Here is a 19932-nt window from a genome sequence, read left to right as displayed (position 1 = left end):
GAGCGCGTGCTTTCACCTATGCTCAGAGGTTAATTGATGATTCAGTCACTCTTCTCCGGTAAGTCGGATAACACTCAAGCTATCCTTGATCAGGCCATCGATGCCGTGATCAGTATCAACACCAAAAACAACGTTACTTATATGAATGCGGCAGCAGAAAAGCTGTTTGGCTACAGTAAAAGTAAGGTAATTGGTAAAAATGTCAAAATGCTTGTTCCCCGGGAATTAGCGACTAACCATGATGAATACGTCAATGCCAACCGCAACGGTGGGCCAGATAAAATTGTCGGCACGTCGCGCGATATTCAGATTGAAACTCGCAGTGGCGAGAAGAAGTGGTGCAGTTTGTCGTTGTCTAAGGTTCGCCAGTCAGATGGTATTCATTACACCGCATTTATTAAAGATATTACCGTACAAAAAGAAGCACAAGAGCGGATCGACCAGACGCTTGAACAGTGTATTGACGCTGTTGTATCCATTGATCACAGCAACATAGTGACGTTCTTTAATCCGGCGGCCGAACGTTTGTGGGGCTATCAACGAGATGAAGTGATAGGTCGCAATGTAAAAATGCTCGTGCCAAAAGCAATTCAGGGCAACCATGATGAAATGGTTAATCTCAATCGCAGGACTGGTGAAGATAAAATTGTCGGTACGTCGAGGGATGTGGAAATTGAGCGCAGTGACGGTCAGGTGTTGTGGGCTAACTTGTCTTTGTCGAAAGTTAATGTGGCCGGAAAAATAGCTTATACCGCATTTGTTAAGGATATCACCGCAGAAAAAGCTCAGCGAGATCAGATTGCGCTACTTTCGTTGGTTGCTAACGAAACAGATAATTCTGTGATCATCACAGATGCAAACGGACTGATTGAGTATGTAAACCCCGGATTCACCAAGTTATCAGGGTTCGAGCAACACGAAGTATTGGGTAAAAAGCCAGGCCATGTTTTGCAGGGCAAGCATACTTCATCGGACACCAAAAAACGGATAAAAAAGAATCTGGAGCAGCGCACCCCGTTTTATGAAGAGATCCTTAACTATACAAAAGAAGGCGACCCTTACTGGATAAGTTTGGCAATCAATCCGGTATTTGATGACAAGGGGAGTCTGATCCGCTTTGTATCGATTCAGGCGAATGTGGACAGTACTAAGCGTGTCGCATTGGAAAATGATATCCGCCTCAGAGCCATAGGTGAGGCAAATATCGTGCTGGAGTTTGATCCTCTGGGTGAGCTGACACTGATCAATCCCATGGGTCTCAGTGCGCTGGGCGCCAGCGATAAACGTGCCGTGCAGCAAATGCTAAAAACCTTGTCGACTTACCTCAGTGACGAGCAGTGGCAGTCGATACGCAACGGTCAGTTCGTTAAAACCCAGCTTGCCCTGCCAACTGGTTTAAGTGAAGTGCAGATAGACGCAGCCATTTCTCCTGTGTTAGATGAAGATGGCAACTTAAATAAAATCTTGCTGTACGGCACAGATGTGTCCGAGCGCAATGCGGTACTGACTGAAACGCACCATGCCATGGCGCAGGTCCTGTCAAAGATCAGCACCATCATTAATACCATCAACAGTATTTCGGACCAGACCAACCTGCTGGCACTTAATGCGGCCATTGAGTCGGCCAGAGCTGGTGACGCGGGCAGGGGCTTTGCGGTTGTGGCAGACGAGGTTAGAAGCCTGGCGATGCGTACGACAGAATCGGCGGGAGAAATCGGCGGTTTAATTGATGAAACGCGACAGCATGTGGATCAGCTGAGTAGTTACATTCAGGCAAAGTAAGCTAAGTGGCTAGGCTGTTAGTTTCTCCAAATAAAGTACATAACAGGTCATGCTTTTTGCGCAAAGGTATGAATGGCAATAAGTCCCTTTAGTTGATGGTCTGAATCAGCAAGCCCATGGTCAGGCGCTTACTTTGACCGACCACCCAGCTGGCTGTAATTCTATGACTATTCCGCACTATTTTTAAAGTGCTAATCATCCCAATGATTTCCTCAGACGTATATAGGTTATGTGCCTTGACATAATTCTGGTTTTAATACTCTTTAAGTTGGTTACACATGCGGTATGTTAATTTAATTGTTTTGGTTTCACTTCTGCAATGGTCTTTAGTCGCTACAGGCCAGGATTCACCCCTGGCAGGTTTAAGTCAGCTCAAAATTGTAACTGAAGACCTGCCGCCATATCAGATGTCAGGCAAGAATGGGCAAGTAGAAGGCGTGGCCGCTGATAAAGTAACGAAATTACTGTCCGATTTGAATGTCAAAGCCGACATTGAGGTTATGCCATGGGCCAGGGCATACAAAACAGCAGTAGATGAACCAGGAACTTTGATTTTCTCAATTGTAAGAACACCGGACAGAGAGGCCCTGTTTCACTGGGTCGGTGTGCTGATGAGCACTAAAACTTATCTCATTGCGCTGCAAGATCGAAGCGATATTAAAGTAGAGAAACTCTCTGATCTGCTTAACTACAAGGTTGGGGTAAAGCGTGACGATGTGGTGTTCCAGTATCTGTCAGGAAAGAATATGCTCGACACCATAGTTGTGTTGCCCGAGACCTTGGTCACAGTAAAAATGTTGCTAAGAGGCCGAGCGGACATAATAGCTGCATCTCCAGTACACCTGGACTATATGTGCGGAAAAATTGGCTGTAAACGAAGCGATTTTAAATTTTTATTTGAACTGGATGAACTTAGCAGCGACTTTTATCTTGCCGCCAACAGACAAACGCCACCTGAGGTGATCTCACTCCTAAAACAACAGCTCATGGAGCCAGACTAAGCATTGAGGAGTTACAACGCAGAACATGCGCTTAATTGGGGCCCAATTTCCGTTTCTAAGATAATCCAAGTATTTAAAATCATGGTGTTTTTGAAAATTTCACAGTTGAATATGATATAAATGTTGTTGATTAAAATCATATTTAAGGAAAACACAGTGAAACAAAACACGATAAGGAATTTTGCAGCGCGGCACTTATTCGCTGCAACAGCTGTTCTTTCAGCTGTTTATTTGCCCACTGCACTTGCACAAACCATAGTGAATAACATCTATTCAGAAAAAGGGCTGGCTGGCACAATGAGCCAGACACAGTTAGATACGAATACATACACATCACAGGCCCGGTTTGGCTGGAATAACCGTCGAATTGTGATTGATGAAACACTCAAACTTGACGATAAAGGCAGGATATTGGGTTTTGAAGTCCAGGGGCAGTCTGCTTTTGGCGCGGACATCAGTGAATCTTATGTGTGGGAAAATGGCCATGCAAAATGGCAAAATGATGATGAGCACAGTAGTGCGAACACAACCCAACCCACATTTTATGTGCCAAAAAACAGTACACTGGCAATCGATAATGCGCTGATCCGTTACCTGATCAAAAATGATCTTGATCAGATCGAAGTGTTGCCCCACGGGAAAATCACATTCACAAAGCTGGACTCGGTAAAGCTGGGTGATGAGCAAGTCTATTTGTATGCCAAATCCGGATTAACCATGACGCCAGATTTTGCCTGGTATGATGAAGAAGGTAATTACTTTGCCCAGAGCTGGGGTGGCATGTATGTCATTCGTGACGGCTTTAGTACGGCACAGTTTGAGCAACTAAAGGTCCGTCAGCTAAAAGCAGAACAAACATATCTGGAGAACTTGGCTGAGCAGCTTACTGAATACCACTCAGCGTTGCTGTTAGATCAGGTGAACGTATTCGATGTAGAAAAGGGGATCACACTCAAAGGTCAGCAGGTATTGATTGAACAAGGCAAAATTGTTCAGGTCGCGCCGAAAATCAAGCTTAGTAAAAAGGTGGCAACAGTAAATGGTCAGGGCAAAACCTTGATCCCTGGTCTGTGGGACATGCATGGCCATTTAAGTAAAGATACCGGGATCCTGAACATTGCTACCGGTGTAACCAGTGTACGGGACATGGGCAATGAACATCAGAATCTGATGGAGATCCAGGCTTTGTTTGATACTGGCAAAGTACTGGGTACTCGTGTGTATCGCGCCGGTTTCATGGACAAATACAGTGAAAACTCTGCCGGCTTAAGTGTTAAAACGCTGGAAGAAGCGCTCGAGATGGTGGATTTTTTTGCCGATAATGGCTACGTCCAGATCAAGCTCTATTCGTCTATCGATCCTAAATGGGTTAAGCCGATAGCACAGCGGGCGCATAGCCGCGGGCTGCGCCTCAGTGGCCATATTCCGGCCTTTATGACCGCAGAGCAGGCCGTGCATGCCGGGTATAATGAGATCCAACATATCAATATGCTGTTTTTGAACTTTCTGGCGGGTGAAAAAGTCGATACTCGCACCAAGCAACGTTTTTCTTTGATCGGTGAAAAAGCCGCAGAAATGCCGATGACGGGCAAGGAAATGGATGCCTTTATTAAGCTGCTGGCAGATAACAACGTAGTTATTGACCCTACCGTATCTACCTTCAGAAGCCTGTTGATGAGTAAAAACAAGCAGATTGACCAAGAGTTTGCGGAGATTGCACCGCATTTGCCACCTAATTTTGTGCGCAACCTGAAAGGGGCTCAGATGCAGGTTGAGGAAGAGCACCAAAGTGCCTATCATAACTCGGGAGACGCTTTGCTGAAAATGGTTAAAATTCTCTATGACGCAGGCGTACCTATGGTTGCAGGCACAGACAGTGTCCCCGGATTTACCTTACTTCGAGAGCTTGAGTTATACACTATGTCCGGTATCCCTGCGACGGAGGTCCTGAAAATGGCCACAATCGATAGTGCCAGATTGATGGGGGTGGCACATCAGACAGGCTCTATAAGTGAAGGTAAAGTGGCTGATCTAATCCTGGTCGATGGCGACCCGAGTCAGGATATCAAGGCTCTGAGAAAGCTCTCTCTGGTGATTAAAGGGTCCCAAGTATTTAAACCGGAAGCCATCTTTGAGCAAATTGGCATCACACCTTTTACCGAGGCAAGCCGCATAATACTTTAATACGTGCGGTGCAAGCTGGTGCGCCGCCAGCTTGCGCTAAAAAACAACAATATACAACATGGGCATTTACCACAGTGAAAAAACCTAAGACAACCATGCCTGTGGATGAATTAGCAAGAGCGTATCCGATCTTCGATGCAGTCACAGGGTGGTATTTCAGATGTCGGGAGGTGGGACCGGGGCAATATCTAGCGCAGGGGCGAGATCAATGGGACCGAAGTGTTAGTGCATACAGTACAGATCACGACACGGCACTTGCTGACTGTACTCAGCTTGCTCGCGAACTTCAGCACCGCGAGCGCTTTTCTTAATTATGACATTTGCGTGAAATATTTGTGCATCGGCCTTTGTTGGTTGCTTTTTGAGCAAAATGGCAACACACTGTTTGTTACCAATATTGGTGCAATAATGTAAAGGTGAAAATAATGACATTGATACTCAACAAGAAGAAGGTAAAAAACCTGTCTGGGCAGGTAGCCCTCGGTAATGGCAAAACACGTCAGGTTCGCGGGGCGATTTCCGCGATGGGATGTGGTCCAATCTCAGATCCAAACTATTCCTGTCCTGTTTCTGTTAATGGCTACACTTGCTAATCGATAGGTTTGCTAAAGGGCGTGCCTAAGTTGTATGGTCAGGCCCTTCAATAGCCAATTATCAAGATATATAGTTCTATAAAAAAGTGGCTCACCAGAACACAATACGGGAGAAAGCAAAGTGGACTATAAACATACCCAAATAGGTACCGCCATATTGGCCGTGATGGGCATATCTGCACTGGTTCTTGCCTATAGCGCTGTCGTTAAACCCGAAGACAACGCTAGTTTTGCTTTTGTAGTCGTTGTCATCATCGCCATTTTGTTTAGTTCGCTGACGATTAAAGTGGGTGAAGGGCAGATCCGTTGGTTTTTCGGCCCGGGCTTTTGGCGTAAATCACTCGATTGCAATCAAATAGACTCGGCAAAAATCATAAAAACAAAATGGTACAATGGTCTGGGTATTCGCCAGCTATCCACCGGCTGGTTATATAACGTCTCCGGTCTGGACGCCGTTGAACTCACACTGAAAGACGGCACCACCGTCAGCTTAGGCACCAATGAGCCAGAGCAGTTACTTACTGCAATTGAAAAAGCATTGGCGACCTGTGGAGCCAAATAGGTTCGGCAAATTATTCGACTCTTGCTTTTCGCACGTCTTTAATTTTTCTTTTAAGCCAAAGTAGCGGGTGCTAAATTGAACGTGTGGCCTTGTCCATCTCCACTAAACTTGATCTCATTTCTTTGATGTATACTTTAGCCATATCCTCTCAACTGAAACACCAACCATTATTATTAGAAGTAAGACGCCGGTATATAAAAAGACCAGATAGAGAGGAGGTAAAGAAAAGCTTGCTAATCGAAAACTTGAAAGTGATACGGCCACAAGCCCACTCATTAAAGAGCAAATAGTGACATGTGCATAGGATAATCTAAGCCAGAATTTGCCATAAATAGCAAAAATTGCTATACAGCCAGATAGCACACAAGTAATGACTGCTTCTGTTCGATGTATGAATGCCATACTTGTTTTGTCAGGTGCAAACGGGTAGGTTGGATTTTCCGGCGCGAGAAATACACCAGTCAACAGTCCCAAAAGAGAAAGCGCTTGAAGTAAAACCTGCTTTTTCAATATATTTTCTCGTGACAAAGAGCGCTTCATGATGGCATATCCACCTTGGTTGATTAGGCCAAACAACCTAGCATTTTAATCAATGCTGCTCCAGTGTACCGGATATCATGATATTAGTAGCATGGCTGGTTATACAGCCATGCAGATTTGTGGTTTGTCTAAAAATGGATTCTAAACATTTCCCAGGAACATGGGTATGTGGCATTACACCCAATCACGGTTGGGTAGACATTTGCGCCAGAACCACCGTTACCAGACGCTTGCAAGTAATATCCGTTGACGGATTTGAGGGCGACTTTGTCTCCGTTTTGTATCAAAGCGCCAGGGTTGTTTGGGAGTTCGATGGTAAACGTTTCCCAAATGGACGCTGCGGTTCTGTTGGCGTTGAGTTCAGCGCCCCCGCCTTGCTCTGCAACAAAATAGTAGCCTGAAGTAGTCTGAATATGGACCTGATCGCCACTATTCAGGTCGCCACCGTTGATATCAATCAGATTAAACTGCTCCCAAGGCCCAATAGCCAGACGGTTTGCATTCACTGTGCTACCACCATTACCTTCTGCGACGAAGAAGTATTGTCCACCTGTTTCAAAGGATACGTTCGAATAGGTCGTCGGGCCGCAGGGTTGGGTAGTAAATGTGAGATCTTCACCCTGAATGGTTGTGCGGGGTGGTTTGGGGTCCCCTCGAAAGCGAAAGTGATACTGTGTGCCGCAATTCAGGTTGGAAATTTGTGCACTCACAGGGCCATTAACACCTGGCGGAATTGCCAGAGCACCGTTTCCATAACTAGTCGTTTGCCCATAGTCAAAAATCTCACCACTGAGACCGATTGTTGAAGAGGAATATCCGTTCAATTGGGCTGAAGTTTGCGTGATATTACTGGCAGGTTGGGTTAGATACTGAGTTCCGGCATGTGCCAAAAAAGTGCTACTAAATAACGCACACAATATAAATTTTGAGATAGTCATTGCCTGGCTCCTTGTGTGGATGGCTGTCAGGGATAACAGCCTTGAGAGTCTAGACGCCGATACTACAAATACTATTACACTGCCTTACATGGCCATTACTTGAGCATACGAGCCTGTTGTAATCGCCATTGTCGCTAAACATATGATGCGATAAGCGGTAGTTATATGGCAAAACATGTATAGAACCTGAATTCAGGTCGATGGTGCGTACTAGCTTTGCAAGCAAAAACATGTGAATGTGGTACTCGGTAATTGATTGTAAGTAACTGTAATTTAGACTTTTTATAGTTTAAAAAAATGCTAATGTGTGCATGTTTTTGGATGACAACGCATTACTAAAAAGGAATATCTGTATGAAAAGCACATTAAATACACTATTAAAAGTATCGTCAATTATCGCGTGTAGCTCTATGGCCACTGCTTATGCTCAAGACAGCTCACTTATGTCCTGCTATTGGCAAGTAGAGAAACAAAACGAGGTCGGTATCTGGGAAAGACAGGTATGTGTAAACCCAGTAGATGCGAATTTACCGGCTGTATTAGTCGCCAGCAGAGTAAATATTCCGAGCTACGGCGTTTGCAGTATCAACTGGCTAGATGGGTATCGTACTGAGCTTAAAGGCACAGTGAAAGTTGAAGGAAATAAGGCTAATTGTGGTGGACATGCTGTTTCTTTTGAGCCGGCTCCGGATACTCGCATCGTCGACGGGCTGGAGGAAAAACGCCTGGATTGTCGCTGGAATAATGCGGGCGGCAACGCTCATAAGCTTATGTGTGATGACATTGAAGGGCGCACATTAACTATGCCCATTGCGACTAAAATGCAAGCAGCCGGATCGACAGAGTGTGTCATGAACTTTAACGGCTTTACGCTCAACTATTTCTCAGGTGGAGTAGCTGTTTTAGACAAGAAGCCCACTCATAATGCCTGTGACGTAGGCCCTGTTTATTTTAGAGCTTACCCTGCTCAGCGTATGGTGGACGGGTTTGAAGAAACCTTGCTGCAATGTACGTGGCGAGATGTTAACGCCAGTGCTCGTATTAAGTCTTGTTCTAACGTAGGTACGCCAAATAAAGACGTGACCGTAGCGATTGAAGTGAATGGCAGACTGCAGTCTTTAATAGATACGGTAAATAATCAATTATCCGATGGGGAAATTGTCGAAGACAACACCCTAAACCCAATCTATCCGGCGCTTTACTTCAGAAAACACTAGAGCGGGATGAAAAGTGTGAGGTAAATAGCCGCAGTACCCGTTTAGGATAATGAAATAGGGCATCAGGGACGCTAAATAATATACTTGCTTAAGGGTCCAGTATTATCTGGGCTCAACATCTATGTAACCCCTAAAACCTTGTTTGAATTGCTACTTCAGCATACTTTATATGGGGGTTGAGTTGCTCAGCAGATTGCATTTTTCTGTGATCTATCTTTCTCACCTGCCCGAGTAATAGAGATAAAAGCCGCATCAGTCAGTTTCGGTTAATAATTGTACAACTCAAGGGTCATTAAATACCATGCGTTTAGTTTTACTACACTTAGGTCCTGAAAACTCAGCTTAAATGCGACAGGATGGGATGCGGTAACCAAAAATAGAATCAACAGATTGTGTTATGTTATACTGTATCGTTGGTTTCTGTACTTACTGCACGGAAAACATTTATACGACACTGGTATGTTATTTATATGACTGCTGAGAGCAATTTGTAAAACGAGTACTTGATGATGCATACTCTCTTAAGAACAACCCTTATTACGTCTGTAATCTTTACGGCTTCATGTGCAAATCACACTGAGTCTAATCCTAAAACGACAAAATCCGCAGCACCAAAAAACATTATTTTAATGATATCTGATGGTAACGGATTCAACGGTTGGCTGGCAGCCGATTACTATCAAGGTCTGGCAGGTAAGCAAACTTATCAGGTGACGCGCCCGGATGGCACTGCGCCATTGGTCTTTGGGCTTGCTCACAATGCGCTAAATCTGATTGATGCGCAGGGATTGCCATTACCAAAGGGGACAGACGTTGCGAAGGCCGCAGGGGCTGTGGCGCAAGGGTATGACCCGACAACTCGCTGGACGCGTTTTGAAAATGCCATGGTCAACGATTATACTGCCTCCGGTAGCTATACCTCCTATACTGACAGTGCCGCTGCGGGTACTGCACTGATGAGTGGCCGAAAAACTTCTGTTGGCCGCATCAATATGGACTGGAGCAATAGCGAGCGATTCGAAACCATAGCTCAACTAGCTATGAAAGAGGGGCTGTCTGCGGGCACGGTAACCTCCGTAATGATATCTCATGCAACCCCCGCCGCCGCAATAGCCCATAATAGCTCACGCAATAATTACGCTGATATATTTAACGAAATGCTGGCATCGAATTTGTCGGTAATAATGGGAGCCGGTCATCCATTATATGGGGCGAGCGGGGAGGCAAATGTATCTGTGGATGAAATAGACTATAAATATGTCGGTGGTAAGCAAACGTTTGTGTCACTTGACAATCAAAGTGGCAAAGATGATGTCTCCTTCGTCGATTCGCTCGTTGATTTTAAAGCGCTCGCTCAGGGTAAAAATATCCCGCAAAGGGTCATTGGTATTGCTCAATCTGGCTCTACATTACAGGCTGGCAGAAAAGCTCTTCCCGATGCCAATACCCCGTCCGGAATGGCTTATAACACCAATGTACCAGATCTCGCGACTATGAGCTTAGGTGCACTAAATGTACTAGACCAGGATCCGGATGGTTTTTTTGTGATGATCGAAGGTGGTGCGGTTGACTGGATGGGTCACGCCAACAATATGCCAAGGTTTATAGAGGAGCAAATTGACTTTAACCAGGCTGTTGATGCCGTTATAGAGTGGGTAGAAACCAACTCAAGCTGGGATGAAACCCTCCTTATTATCACATCAGATCATGAGTGCGGCGGGATCTGGGGAGAAGGTACCTGGACAAATAGTGCTGGTGGTTTTGTGGCAGAAGACAGAAGCAAAGAATCGCTGGAAACAGCACGTTTCCACCCTAAAGAGGATACGTTTAATGCGTTTCTTGCTGTTCAGAATCGCGGGAAAGGAAATATTCCCGGATATCAGTGGGCTTCTCGCAATCATACCAATGAGCTAGTGCCGCTGTGGGCAATCGGGGCTGGCAGCCAGCGTTTTAATGAGTTTACCCGTTCAGATTTAAAAGCTGCACAGTTGTGGGGCAAGCCCTACAACTGGAACGGTAACTATGTTGACAACACAACTGTGTTTGAAGTGATGGAAGCTGCTTTACTACGTAAGCATTAATAGTATATCAGACTGACAAATTAGCCGACTTTTGTCGGCTAATCTAATCAAAAATCTACTTTATTTAGCATCATTCTCTTGGGGCTTTGTACATGCTTTCGCAGCGCCGATTCTAGCATTTCTATACAAACTTGGCAGGTTGGTTTAATGCGGTTCTTTCAAGCTTTGGACGACAAAATTTTTTCATCAAGTGGTTATAGATAGGGGTCAGAGTTGTCATACCTAGCAGTTGTAAAATCTTGCATGCTGTTAAATCGAAGGAGCGTAGTTTCCTAATTCATTTGATAATTTGCACCTGTGCGAACTAACATTCGTGTTCAATGTTTGAAACAGCAATGTACTGGTATAAACAGCTAAGGGGTGAAAAGCTGTTCAGTCGTGGATTCAATCAGCACAAAGTGAAAGTACTCAATAGAGCGGCTGGGGGGGATGCCTGGGTATCAGAAAAGCAGCTGAAATCGCGGTGTCGCCTAAGCTAACTGGATTTGTTCAACAAGGCCCACCTTCAAGCTCTTTTGATACATTTTCTCGATGAGGCTTGATTTTATCATTATTCTCTCCTGCATCAATAAGTGTCATTACGGGAAGCTTGATCACTGAGAGGCTAAAGCGCTATTATATAGTCAGATAGCTATAATACTAACATAAGTTTTATTAAAGATTTTTTCCATCTTAATAATTTTTTTATTTTTGGGAAACCATTATAAATGCGACTCTTATCATGACAAAAAACAACTTTTCAGTTATGTGCTCACTGTTATTAATTCTGGCCCTTTTAAAATGGGGGGACGCCTTTGGTCAAGACAGTCTTTTACTGTCTGAGCATTTCGATGACTCTTCTTTGCAACTTCCTTGGGTTAGATGGCAGTCTACAAAACAAACTGCTTTTATTGAAAATAGTGTATTGAACATTAAGACGAATAACAGCTGGCAAGTTGTTCAGAGGCCATTGCAAGAATTTGATAATGGAAATTATTTAATAACGTTTGTAGCAAAAAGTGAGAAAAACTCTAGGCTTAGAATATTAATCGAAGACAATAAAAGTAAAGAAATTTTATATAGTAAGGTGGTTTCTCTTGACCAGCAGTGGGAAAGTTTTTCTGAGTATTTCCAAGTGAACTCGCTTCAAAGCTCTCCGGTGCTAAGAATCTTCCCACAGGATCGGCTTGAAGTTGAAGGGGAAGTTAGTATTGATAGTATTTCAGTTGAGAAAGTAGATAAAATAGCTATAGAGCAGCCGTATATATTTGCTGATAGGTTTGATTCAAGTAAGCTGAATAGTAGGTGGGAAAGATGGCAATCTACAGAGAGTACGGCTTATATAAAAAACAATTCTTTGCAAATAAATACAAATGATTCCTGGCAGGTTGTTCAAACCAAGTTAAATTTTGATAGACTTGGTCAATATGAGATTTCCTTCGAAGCTAAGACAAATGAAAACACCAGAATGAGAGTGATGGTTGAGGATTTTACAAGTGGAGAAGTATTATCTGAAATTATTATTGGAAGTAATGAGCCGTGGAGAAATTACAACCTGTATCTAGATGTTAAAAATAAGTTCGAAAGGCTGTATTTCAGAATATTCCCTTTGGATAGAAAAAATGAAAATGGAGTTATATACTTTGATAACTTTAATATCATTAAAAAAGATAGTTTGATTGGAAATGCGGGATTTGATAAAAGCAAATATGATTTGTCTCCCTGGATGAGGTGGCAGTCTTCAGAAGCGACGGCTAATGCTGAGAATAATGTTCTCAGTATAAAAACAAGTAACTCTTGGCAAGTAGTTCAACAAAATATTGTTTACCCTGAGGTGAATAAAAAATACCAGGTATCTTTTTTGGCTAAAACCAATCCAGAAACAAGTCTGAGGGCTTCAATATATGACTTTACCGAGGGAGTGACATTGGGCTCTTTGACTATCGGAAAGGGAGAAGAATGGAAAAGATTTCATTTTAATTTCACATCTCCAAGCGAGTTAGGTAATACGGTAGCGTTAAGGTTTTATCCGCAAGATCGTGAGGCGTTAAATGGTGTGGTTTATGTAGATGATGTCAGCATTACTAAAGAAAAAAATATATCTTTAGATTTTGGTGTTATCTATGATGCGCATGATGGTTACTTTAGTTATAAAGATACAAAGATAAAAGGTGTCAATGAATACTCGATTTCAAAAGACCAGAAATACTTTGTCTATACTAAGGCTGTGAAGGGGAAAAGCTTCGAACTTTTTAAAGTTAATCAACTGAACGGAGAAGAGGAGAGGGTCACGTTCACAGACTCGCTAGTTTTCTCTCCAGCAGTAGATGAACATGGGAATTTTGCTCACCTTGAGTCAAGTAACAGTGTGTCATCCTCCAAAGTGTTTATAAATAACACTAACATACCCAATCAACCACTCGGATTGAACAGACACTTGAATATTGTTGGTGAAAAGCTCTATTTCACAAACTCGGATTACCAAAGCAACAGGCATACACTAGCTATCTATGACCTGAATTTGAAGTCACTAGAGACCATACATTTACCCGGTATTCCTCAGAAGATGAAGCCGCTCGGAGAGGATAAGTTAGTAATCCAGCTACATGGCGATGCTAATAACAAGCTATCAGTGTACAGTTTTGATATTAATACTAGAAACTTAACACTGCTATCTAACCCTGAGCTCAGCTCTTTCTTCAGTGTGGAGGAAAACGGGCATCTTATTGTCCAAGAGCTAAGTGGAGATACCAACTTAAAATTATTCTTTTATTCGACAAACCTGTACAAGTATTCGCAAATTGGTGAACCTTTTTCCATCGGGGACAATAAATTAGGCAGGCTGAGTTGGAATCAATCTTATAGACTAACTGGGCTTGTAGACATATTTCGAGTAACTCGTTCTGACTTCTTTTTAAGTCAAGTTGAAAATACGATAAATAACCTTTTGTCTGTGACGAATCAACATCAAGGTTTTGTTCCTTTCGGGCAGGCCCCACATTTGTGGGCGACGACAAAGTACTCAATTGACAAGTCATCACCTATTAACCTGCTTATCGATGATGCAACTATTCTTCATGCAATGCTTTATGCAGTGAGATATATGCCGATTGAGCCAGCGACTAGAGCGAAAGTAATTGAACTCGCCGCAAGTGCTTACGATTACTACGATAATGAGTTTGACGGAGAACATTACAGAATTGCTTATGGTATACCTTATGCGCTAGATGGTTTATGGGCCCCTAACAACTTCCAAAATAAGTATGGTCTGTCATTACTATACTTGTATCAATTGACTAACGAGGAAAGGTACTTCAATAGGTTGAAGTTGCTAGCAACGAGATTTTTAAATGAAGTAAACTTTACAAACGATGGCAGAGTACTTTGGCAGTACTGGCCAGCATATTTTTATAATGGTTGGTCCGAGTCTAGTGGTATCAGTAAGAATCTTCCAAGCCGAGCTCCAACTGTTAGCACCCTTTACGAAGATATAGCACATGCTGCAGTGAGTGTAGATTTTTTAATTAAGCTTATAGAGTATACAGATATCGTTAATGATGAGAGCCTGTTTATTAGTCGGCTGGAAAATACAGTTGAAGGGTTTTCATTTGGTGATAGCTATTCAAGATTCATTAGCGGTGATATAGATTATCAGCCAGCAAGTGAACTTTTTACGCCTTTAGAGGGGTGGGCCCAGATGAAACATCAGAAGATATTAAGCAGCTATATCAACTATATTCCTATGTACTATCCATATTTTGATAGTATGTCCAGAGTTTCAGACTATATAAATGCAATTGATCTGAGTTCAATGAGAGATTCAGCTAAGCTAGAAGTGGTAAGTAATTTTTACGATGTGAATCTCAATGTTGTAAAAACAGAGAGTTCAGCTCACTTTAGTCCAGAAGATATACTGATTTCACTGGGAATTGAATAACTCTACTGCGATATTTCGGATCTACACAATGGACGGTGAGTCAGACATTAAGAAAGACCCGTTGAAGTTCGCAATATTATTTTGCTCCGTGCCAGGAGTATAATTGCGAAAAGTGAGCTTCTACTAGTGCCTTGTTACCTTATTCTAAAGTAGATTGGAACCTCAACCCTATTGCTCTTATGTGGAGCTAATACACAAAAAAGGCCGACTATTGTCGGCCTTTCTAATGAAATTGCGACTAAGTAAGCTTAGTTACCGTTTTCATCGCCATAGTTTTTACACGCTTCTTCATCGTTACACTCACCATATAAATACAGCGAGTGGTTGGTCAGCTTAATGCCATTCTCTTTGGCAATTTCTTCCTGACGACGTTCGATAAGCTCGTCTTCAAATTCGATGACTTTACCACACTTAAGACATACCAGATGGTCATGGTGTGTACTGCCTGACAATTCAAATACAGACTTACCACCTTCAAAGTGGTGACGGGTCACAATGCCTGCGTCGTCAAACTGGTTTAATACGCGATAAACGGTTGCAAGACCGATTTCTTCGCCCTTGTCCAGCAGGATTTTGTATACGTCTTCGGCACTGATGTGCTGGTTATCAGGACACTGCAAGATCTCTAAGATCTTAATACGTGGCAGGGTAACCTTTAAACCCGCTTTTTTTAGCTCTAAGTTGTGATCAGTCATTAATCTGTCTCAATTTGTCTAATTTCAGTTACTACTTAAGTCTAGCACGACACAGACTTAAAAATAGTGTGCTTTGGATAACTAACCCGGCCAGGGGTCGTTAGTCTTCCAGCTCGCTTAGGCACATTTCTTCATATACCTGAGCAGACCACTTTTTAACACGTTCTTCTGTCAATTCAGGCTGACGGTCTTCGTCAATTCCCAGACCAACAAAGTGACCGTCGTCAACCAGGGCTTTAGAGGCTTCGAAGTCGTAGCCTTCGGTCGACCAGTTGCCGATCACGATTGCGCCACGTTCAGTGACGATGTCGTTGACCATGCCCATTGCATCGAGGAAATACTCAGCATAGTCTTCCTGGTCACCGCAACCGAAGATTGCGACCAGCTTGCCTTCAAAATTGATTTCTTCCAGCTCAGGGAAAAAGTCATCCCAGTCGCACTGTGCTTCACCGTAGTACCAAGTAGGGATACCAAAAAGAATCAAGTCAAACTCTTCGATATCTGCTTTGCTGCTCTTGGCAATGTCTTTTACGTCGACTAATTTTTTGCCCAATTCTTTTTGGATCATTTTTGCAACGTGTTCGGTGTTACCCGTGTCACTGCCGAAAAAAATACCTACGCTTGCCATTAACTACTTACCTTTTATCTATTAATCGCTAATTTTTCTTGCAAAATGGTTTCTATCAGCGCGCTACGACTGATGTTTTGCTCTTCGGCCATATCGCTCAATGCCTGATATAGCTCAGAGGAAATTTTAAACTCGACGCGCTTTAACCCTCTTGCTCTGTCTCTTTTAATCTGATTGCGCTTGTTGATCTTTAGCTGCATCTCTCTGGGGAGAGGATTTGTCTTTGGCCGACCAGGGCGCTTTTCATTTTCAAACAAGTCGATAGTGGTTCTATCTAATTCAGACTTGGCCATTAACCAACACCCGCACCTTGCCAAAATACTTGTATCAGGCCCTTGGCGATAAAGCCTGAGCACCCTAAAAATAGCACTAACCAGACAATGTATCGACCAAACTTGGGCACGTCTCCTTTCTTTAGGACGTCCTGAATGGCCATACCTATAAAGAAGAAAATCCCGGCGAGAGCAAAGTAAAGACCAATGGTTTCAAACTCATTCATAAATTCGTTGATCATCTTTGCACTACTCAAAATATAAACGGCGGCTACTATACCATACCTGTTACCGATAAATTAAGTTTGCTGAGAAAAAACTGGGGTAATTATTGAATAAAATCAATAATTGAACGATTGACGGCTTGCGGTTTCTCTGCGTGCAGCCAATGTCCGGCACCCTGGATGATTTTTGCTCTGGCATTGCTAAAGGCTTGCATGATGGCGTCTTTATGTTCTGCCAGAATATAATCTGAGTTGTTTCCTTTCAGGAACAGGGTATCACACAAACAAGAATGAGTTGTATTTATATTTGAGATGATCTTATCATAGTTGGCCTCTATGACAGCCAGGTTAAAGCGCCAGTTGAATTCACCATGTTCGCCTTTTGCCAGGCTTTTGAGCAAAAAGCCGCGGACGCCTTGTTCGTCTATAAAGGCCTTCATTATTGTGTCGGCTTCAGTGCGGCTAGTTACCTGTGCAGAAGCAACAGCGTTTAATGCCTGGATAATACTGTCATGGCGTGGGTGATAATTCACTGGGGCTATGTCCAGCACAACCAGCTTGTGGATTTTACTTTCATCCAGCATAGCCACTTGCATGGCGACTTTTCCACCCATTGAATGGCCAACCAGGTGTGCTTTTTCTATTTTAAGATGCTCCAGTAAGGTCAGCACGTCCTGGGCCATACTTGGATAATCCATCACGTCACTTTTGAACGACAGGCCATGATTGCGCAAGTCAAGATTGATCACTGCGTAAGACTCGCCCAATGCGCGGGCTATAATATTTAGGTTCTCCAGCGAGCCAAACAGGCCGTGAAGTAACACAACGGGCTCGGCACTGCCCAGTGGCTGTCCCGATAATTTGTAGTTAAGCAACATAATACCTCCGGATCCGGCGCATAGTTTGCCAGTGTTGAAAGCAAAATCATAGCCGTAGAGGAATAAGTTAAATTTAGATATAATCCCGAGAAGATGCAGTAGATGTATAAAATGACAGGACAAGCATGAAAAAAATAGAAATAGATGACGAGCTATATCAGTACATTGCCAGTAACACGCAAAGTATTGGTGAAAGCGCTTCCCAGATCCTGCGTCGTTTATTGAACCTGAACTCAGTGGCGCAGCCAGTTCAGGAAACCGCACAGCCAGTAGAATCGACAGCTCAACCTGAGGTCGAGCCAGAGCCAGCAGCGGTTTCAAGTGAGCCTTCAGGTAACGTATTTGATATTCTCAACAAAGAAGAGCTGGCTATGCAAAAAGGCGTAGTCGGGCGCTTTTTGTTTATTCTGGCGGCATTTCATCGCAGCCACAAAGTAGATTTCCATAAAGTTCTGGAAATTAAAGGGCGAGATCGCATTTATTTTTCGACCAGTAAAGCAGCGCTGCTCGAAAGCGGTAGTAGTACGAACCCGAAAAACATTGCAGACAGTCAGTACTGGGTTATGACAAACTCAAATACGACGCGCAAAAAAATGATGTTGCACGAAGTTGCGCTCATACTTGGTTATTCGGCGCAACAGGCAGAAACTATCCGAGACTACCTATAAGGAAATGTGATGGCAAATCACCCCAATGCAGGCAAACCAGCACCGTTAAGTCAACTGGCTAATATTCCCAAACTGGTATCGGCTTACTACCTAAATGAGCCTGATCTGGAGCAAAACCCGGAGCAGTGCGTTGCTTTTGGCACGTCAGGTCACCGAGGCTGTTCATATAATGTGAAGTTTAACGAGTCTCACATCCTGGCCATCACCCAGGCTATCTGTGACTATAGGAAAGCCAACAATATTTTTGGACCCTTGTTTTTAGGTAAAGACACTCATGCGTTGTCGGAAGCGGCGTTCAACTCTGCCATCGAAGTACTGGTCGCCAATGAAGTCCATGTAGTGACTCAGGAAAATGACGATTATACGCCAACCCCAGTGATCAGCCATGCGATTGTTTGCCACAACCAGACTCATCCACATGAGCTGGCCGATGGCATTGTTGTGACACCTTCACATAATCCGCCTGAAGATGGTGGTTTTAAGTACAATCCCCCGAATGGTGGACCGGCTGATACTGATGTGACTAAGTGGATTGAAGATCGCGCTAATCAACTATTAATCGAAGATTTGGTTGAAGTGGAGTTGTTCCCATTTGCTAAAGCCAGTCGCTCAGGATTTGTGAAATACGTCGATTTGATAACACCTTTTGTGGAAGATTTGGCTAACATTGTCGACCTCGAAGCCATTGCGAAAGCGGGTATACGTATTGGTGTCGATCCGCTTGGTGGCTCTGGTATTAACTTCTGGCCAGTGATCGCCAAACAATATGGCTTAGACCTTACGGTTGTGAATGAGCAAGTTGACCCACGCTTTGCCTTTATGCCTTTGGATAAAGACGGCAAAATCCGTATGGACTGCTCTTCTCCATTTGCGATGGCCAATCTGGTGGCGATTAAAGACGATTATGATATCGGTATTGGCAACGATCCCGATTATGATCGTCACGGTATTGTCACTAAAGACGGTCTGATGAACCCAAATCACTTCCTGGCCGTGTCGATAGACTACCTGCTTAAGCATCGTGACTGGGGCAGTGAGATTAAAATTGGCAAAACCCTGGTATCCAGCGCCATGATAGATAAAGTGGTTAAAGGCAACCAGCGCGAAGTGTACGAAGTACCGGTTGGTTTCAAGTGGTTCGTTGAAGGCCTGAGCGAGCAATGGCTGGCATTTGGCGGTGAAGAAAGCGCGGGCGCATCTTTCCTGCGCCGCAACGGTGAAGTCTGGAATACAGATAAAGATGGCTTTATTCTGGGCTTGCTGGCTGCGGAGATCCTGGCTGTGACCGGTAAGACGCCGTCACAATATTATCGTGAGCTGGAAGCGCAATATGGCACGCCAGTTTACAAGCGCATTGATGCACCGGCATCACCTGAGCAAAAAGCCAAATTAAAAGCCTTAAGCCCACAAGATGTGACGGCCAGCACGCTCGCCGGTGACGCCATCACAGATATTCTGACCGAGGCTCCAGGCAACAATGCCGCCATTGGTGGATTAAAAGTAGTGACCGAGTCGGGTTGGTTTGCGGCTCGTCCATCAGGCACCGAAGACATTTATAAAATCTATCTTGAGTCGTTTAAAGGCGAAGCGCACCTTGCAGAGCTGGAACAGGCGGCCAAGACATTGGTAGATAGCGTGATCCGCTAACTTTAAGTGATAAAAGGCCATACGTTGTGATGGCCTTTTTTTATACCTACTATTTAGTTGCTGAAATCTGATACCAATTTGCTAAATTAAGTGTTCTATTTTGAGG

16 protein-coding genes are annotated in these 19932 nt (G+C 43.7%); 9 read left to right on the top strand and 7 right to left on the bottom strand.

From position 1 onward, the window contains the following. The first annotated feature begins 36 nt into the window (after positions 1-36). The 4 genes from CWB99_RS24800 (at position 37) to CWB99_RS12080 (ending at position 6122) form a co-directional block, all read left to right on the top strand. Positions 37-1782, top strand: a complete 1746-nt coding sequence (locus tag CWB99_RS24800; protein ID WP_138550521.1) for a PAS domain S-box protein — start codon at positions 37-39, stop codon at positions 1780-1782. A 278-nt stretch (positions 1783-2060) separates the two neighbouring features. Beyond that, entirely contained in the window at positions 2061-2783 is a 723-nt protein-coding gene (locus CWB99_RS12090; protein WP_138550520.1) for a substrate-binding periplasmic protein, read from the top strand. A 156-nt stretch (positions 2784-2939) separates the two neighbouring features. After that, entirely contained in the window at positions 2940-4967 is a 2028-nt protein-coding gene (locus tag CWB99_RS12085) for an amidohydrolase family protein (protein WP_249331863.1), read from the top strand. A gap of 714 nt (positions 4968-5681) precedes the next feature. Further along, positions 5682-6122 (top strand): hypothetical protein, encoded by a 441-nt coding sequence (locus CWB99_RS12080; protein ID WP_138550518.1) that lies wholly within the window; start codon positions 5682-5684, stop codon positions 6120-6122. Between the two features lie 114 nt (positions 6123-6236). On the opposite strand, the gene CWB99_RS12075 is transcribed toward CWB99_RS12080, so the two are convergent. Together CWB99_RS12075 and CWB99_RS12070 are read right to left on the bottom strand one after the other, a co-directional pair. After that, positions 6237-6662, bottom strand: coding sequence for a hypothetical protein (locus CWB99_RS12075; protein ID WP_138550517.1), 426 nt, complete (start codon positions 6660-6662; stop codon positions 6237-6239). Positions 6663-6790: 128 nt separating this feature from the next. After that, complete coding sequence (locus CWB99_RS12070) at positions 6791-7600, bottom strand: fascin domain-containing protein (RefSeq protein ID WP_138550516.1); 810 nt, start codon at positions 7598-7600, stop codon at positions 6791-6793. A gap of 353 nt (positions 7601-7953) precedes the next feature. On the opposite strand from CWB99_RS12070, the gene CWB99_RS12065 reads away from it, so the two are divergent. The 3 genes from CWB99_RS12065 (at position 7954) to CWB99_RS12055 (ending at position 14814) form a co-directional block, all read left to right on the top strand. Then, on the top strand, positions 7954-8817 hold the full coding sequence (locus CWB99_RS12065; RefSeq protein ID WP_138550515.1) for a hypothetical protein: 864 nt from the start codon (positions 7954-7956) through the stop codon (positions 8815-8817). Between the two features lie 629 nt (positions 8818-9446). Next, complete coding sequence (locus tag CWB99_RS12060) at positions 9447-10898, top strand: alkaline phosphatase (protein WP_171045329.1); 1452 nt, start codon at positions 9447-9449, stop codon at positions 10896-10898. A gap of 721 nt (positions 10899-11619) precedes the next feature. After that, positions 11620-14814 (top strand): carbohydrate binding domain-containing protein, encoded by a 3195-nt coding sequence (locus tag CWB99_RS12055; protein WP_138550513.1) that lies wholly within the window; start codon positions 11620-11622, stop codon positions 14812-14814. Between the two features lie 248 nt (positions 14815-15062). On the opposite strand, the gene fur is transcribed toward CWB99_RS12055, so the two are convergent. The 5 genes from fur to CWB99_RS12030 all read right to left on the bottom strand — a co-directional run bounded on the left by fur (position 15063) and on the right by CWB99_RS12030 (position 17511). Then, positions 15063-15509: a ferric iron uptake transcriptional regulator gene (fur, locus tag CWB99_RS12050; protein ID WP_010384733.1), complete on the bottom strand. Its 447-nt coding sequence runs from the start codon at positions 15507-15509 to the stop codon at positions 15063-15065. Positions 15510-15609: 100 nt separating this feature from the next. After that, the gene (fldA, locus tag CWB99_RS12045) at positions 15610-16137 is read right to left on the bottom strand and encodes a flavodoxin FldA (protein ID WP_138545604.1); all 528 of its coding nucleotides are present in this window, start codon (positions 16135-16137) and stop codon (positions 15610-15612) included. A gap of 14 nt (positions 16138-16151) precedes the next feature. After that, on the bottom strand, positions 16152-16430 hold the full coding sequence (gene ybfE, locus CWB99_RS12040; protein ID WP_010384731.1) for a LexA regulated protein: 279 nt from the start codon (positions 16428-16430) through the stop codon (positions 16152-16154). Beyond that, positions 16430-16651, bottom strand: coding sequence for a DUF2788 domain-containing protein (locus CWB99_RS12035; RefSeq protein WP_046004500.1), 222 nt, complete (start codon positions 16649-16651; stop codon positions 16430-16432). The genes ybfE and CWB99_RS12035 overlap by 1 nt, the downstream gene beginning before the upstream one ends. A gap of 86 nt (positions 16652-16737) precedes the next feature. After that, positions 16738-17511, bottom strand: a complete 774-nt coding sequence (locus tag CWB99_RS12030; RefSeq protein WP_138550512.1) for an alpha/beta fold hydrolase — start codon at positions 17509-17511, stop codon at positions 16738-16740. Positions 17512-17636: 125 nt separating this feature from the next. On the opposite strand from CWB99_RS12030, the gene seqA reads away from it, so the two are divergent. After that, positions 17637-18179 (top strand): replication initiation negative regulator SeqA, encoded by a 543-nt coding sequence (gene seqA / locus CWB99_RS12025; protein WP_138550511.1) that lies wholly within the window; start codon positions 17637-17639, stop codon positions 18177-18179. A 9-nt stretch (positions 18180-18188) separates the two neighbouring features. Further along, positions 18189-19826 (top strand): phosphoglucomutase (alpha-D-glucose-1,6-bisphosphate-dependent), encoded by a 1638-nt coding sequence (gene pgm / locus CWB99_RS12020; RefSeq protein WP_138550510.1) that lies wholly within the window; start codon positions 18189-18191, stop codon positions 19824-19826. Positions 19827-19932 lie beyond the last annotated feature (106 nt).

The organism is Pseudoalteromonas rubra (assembly GCF_005887095.1).
Taxonomy (GTDB): Bacteria; Pseudomonadota; Gammaproteobacteria; order Enterobacterales; family Alteromonadaceae; genus Pseudoalteromonas; species Pseudoalteromonas rubra_E.
This window is presented reverse-complemented; position numbering and strand designations above follow the sequence as displayed.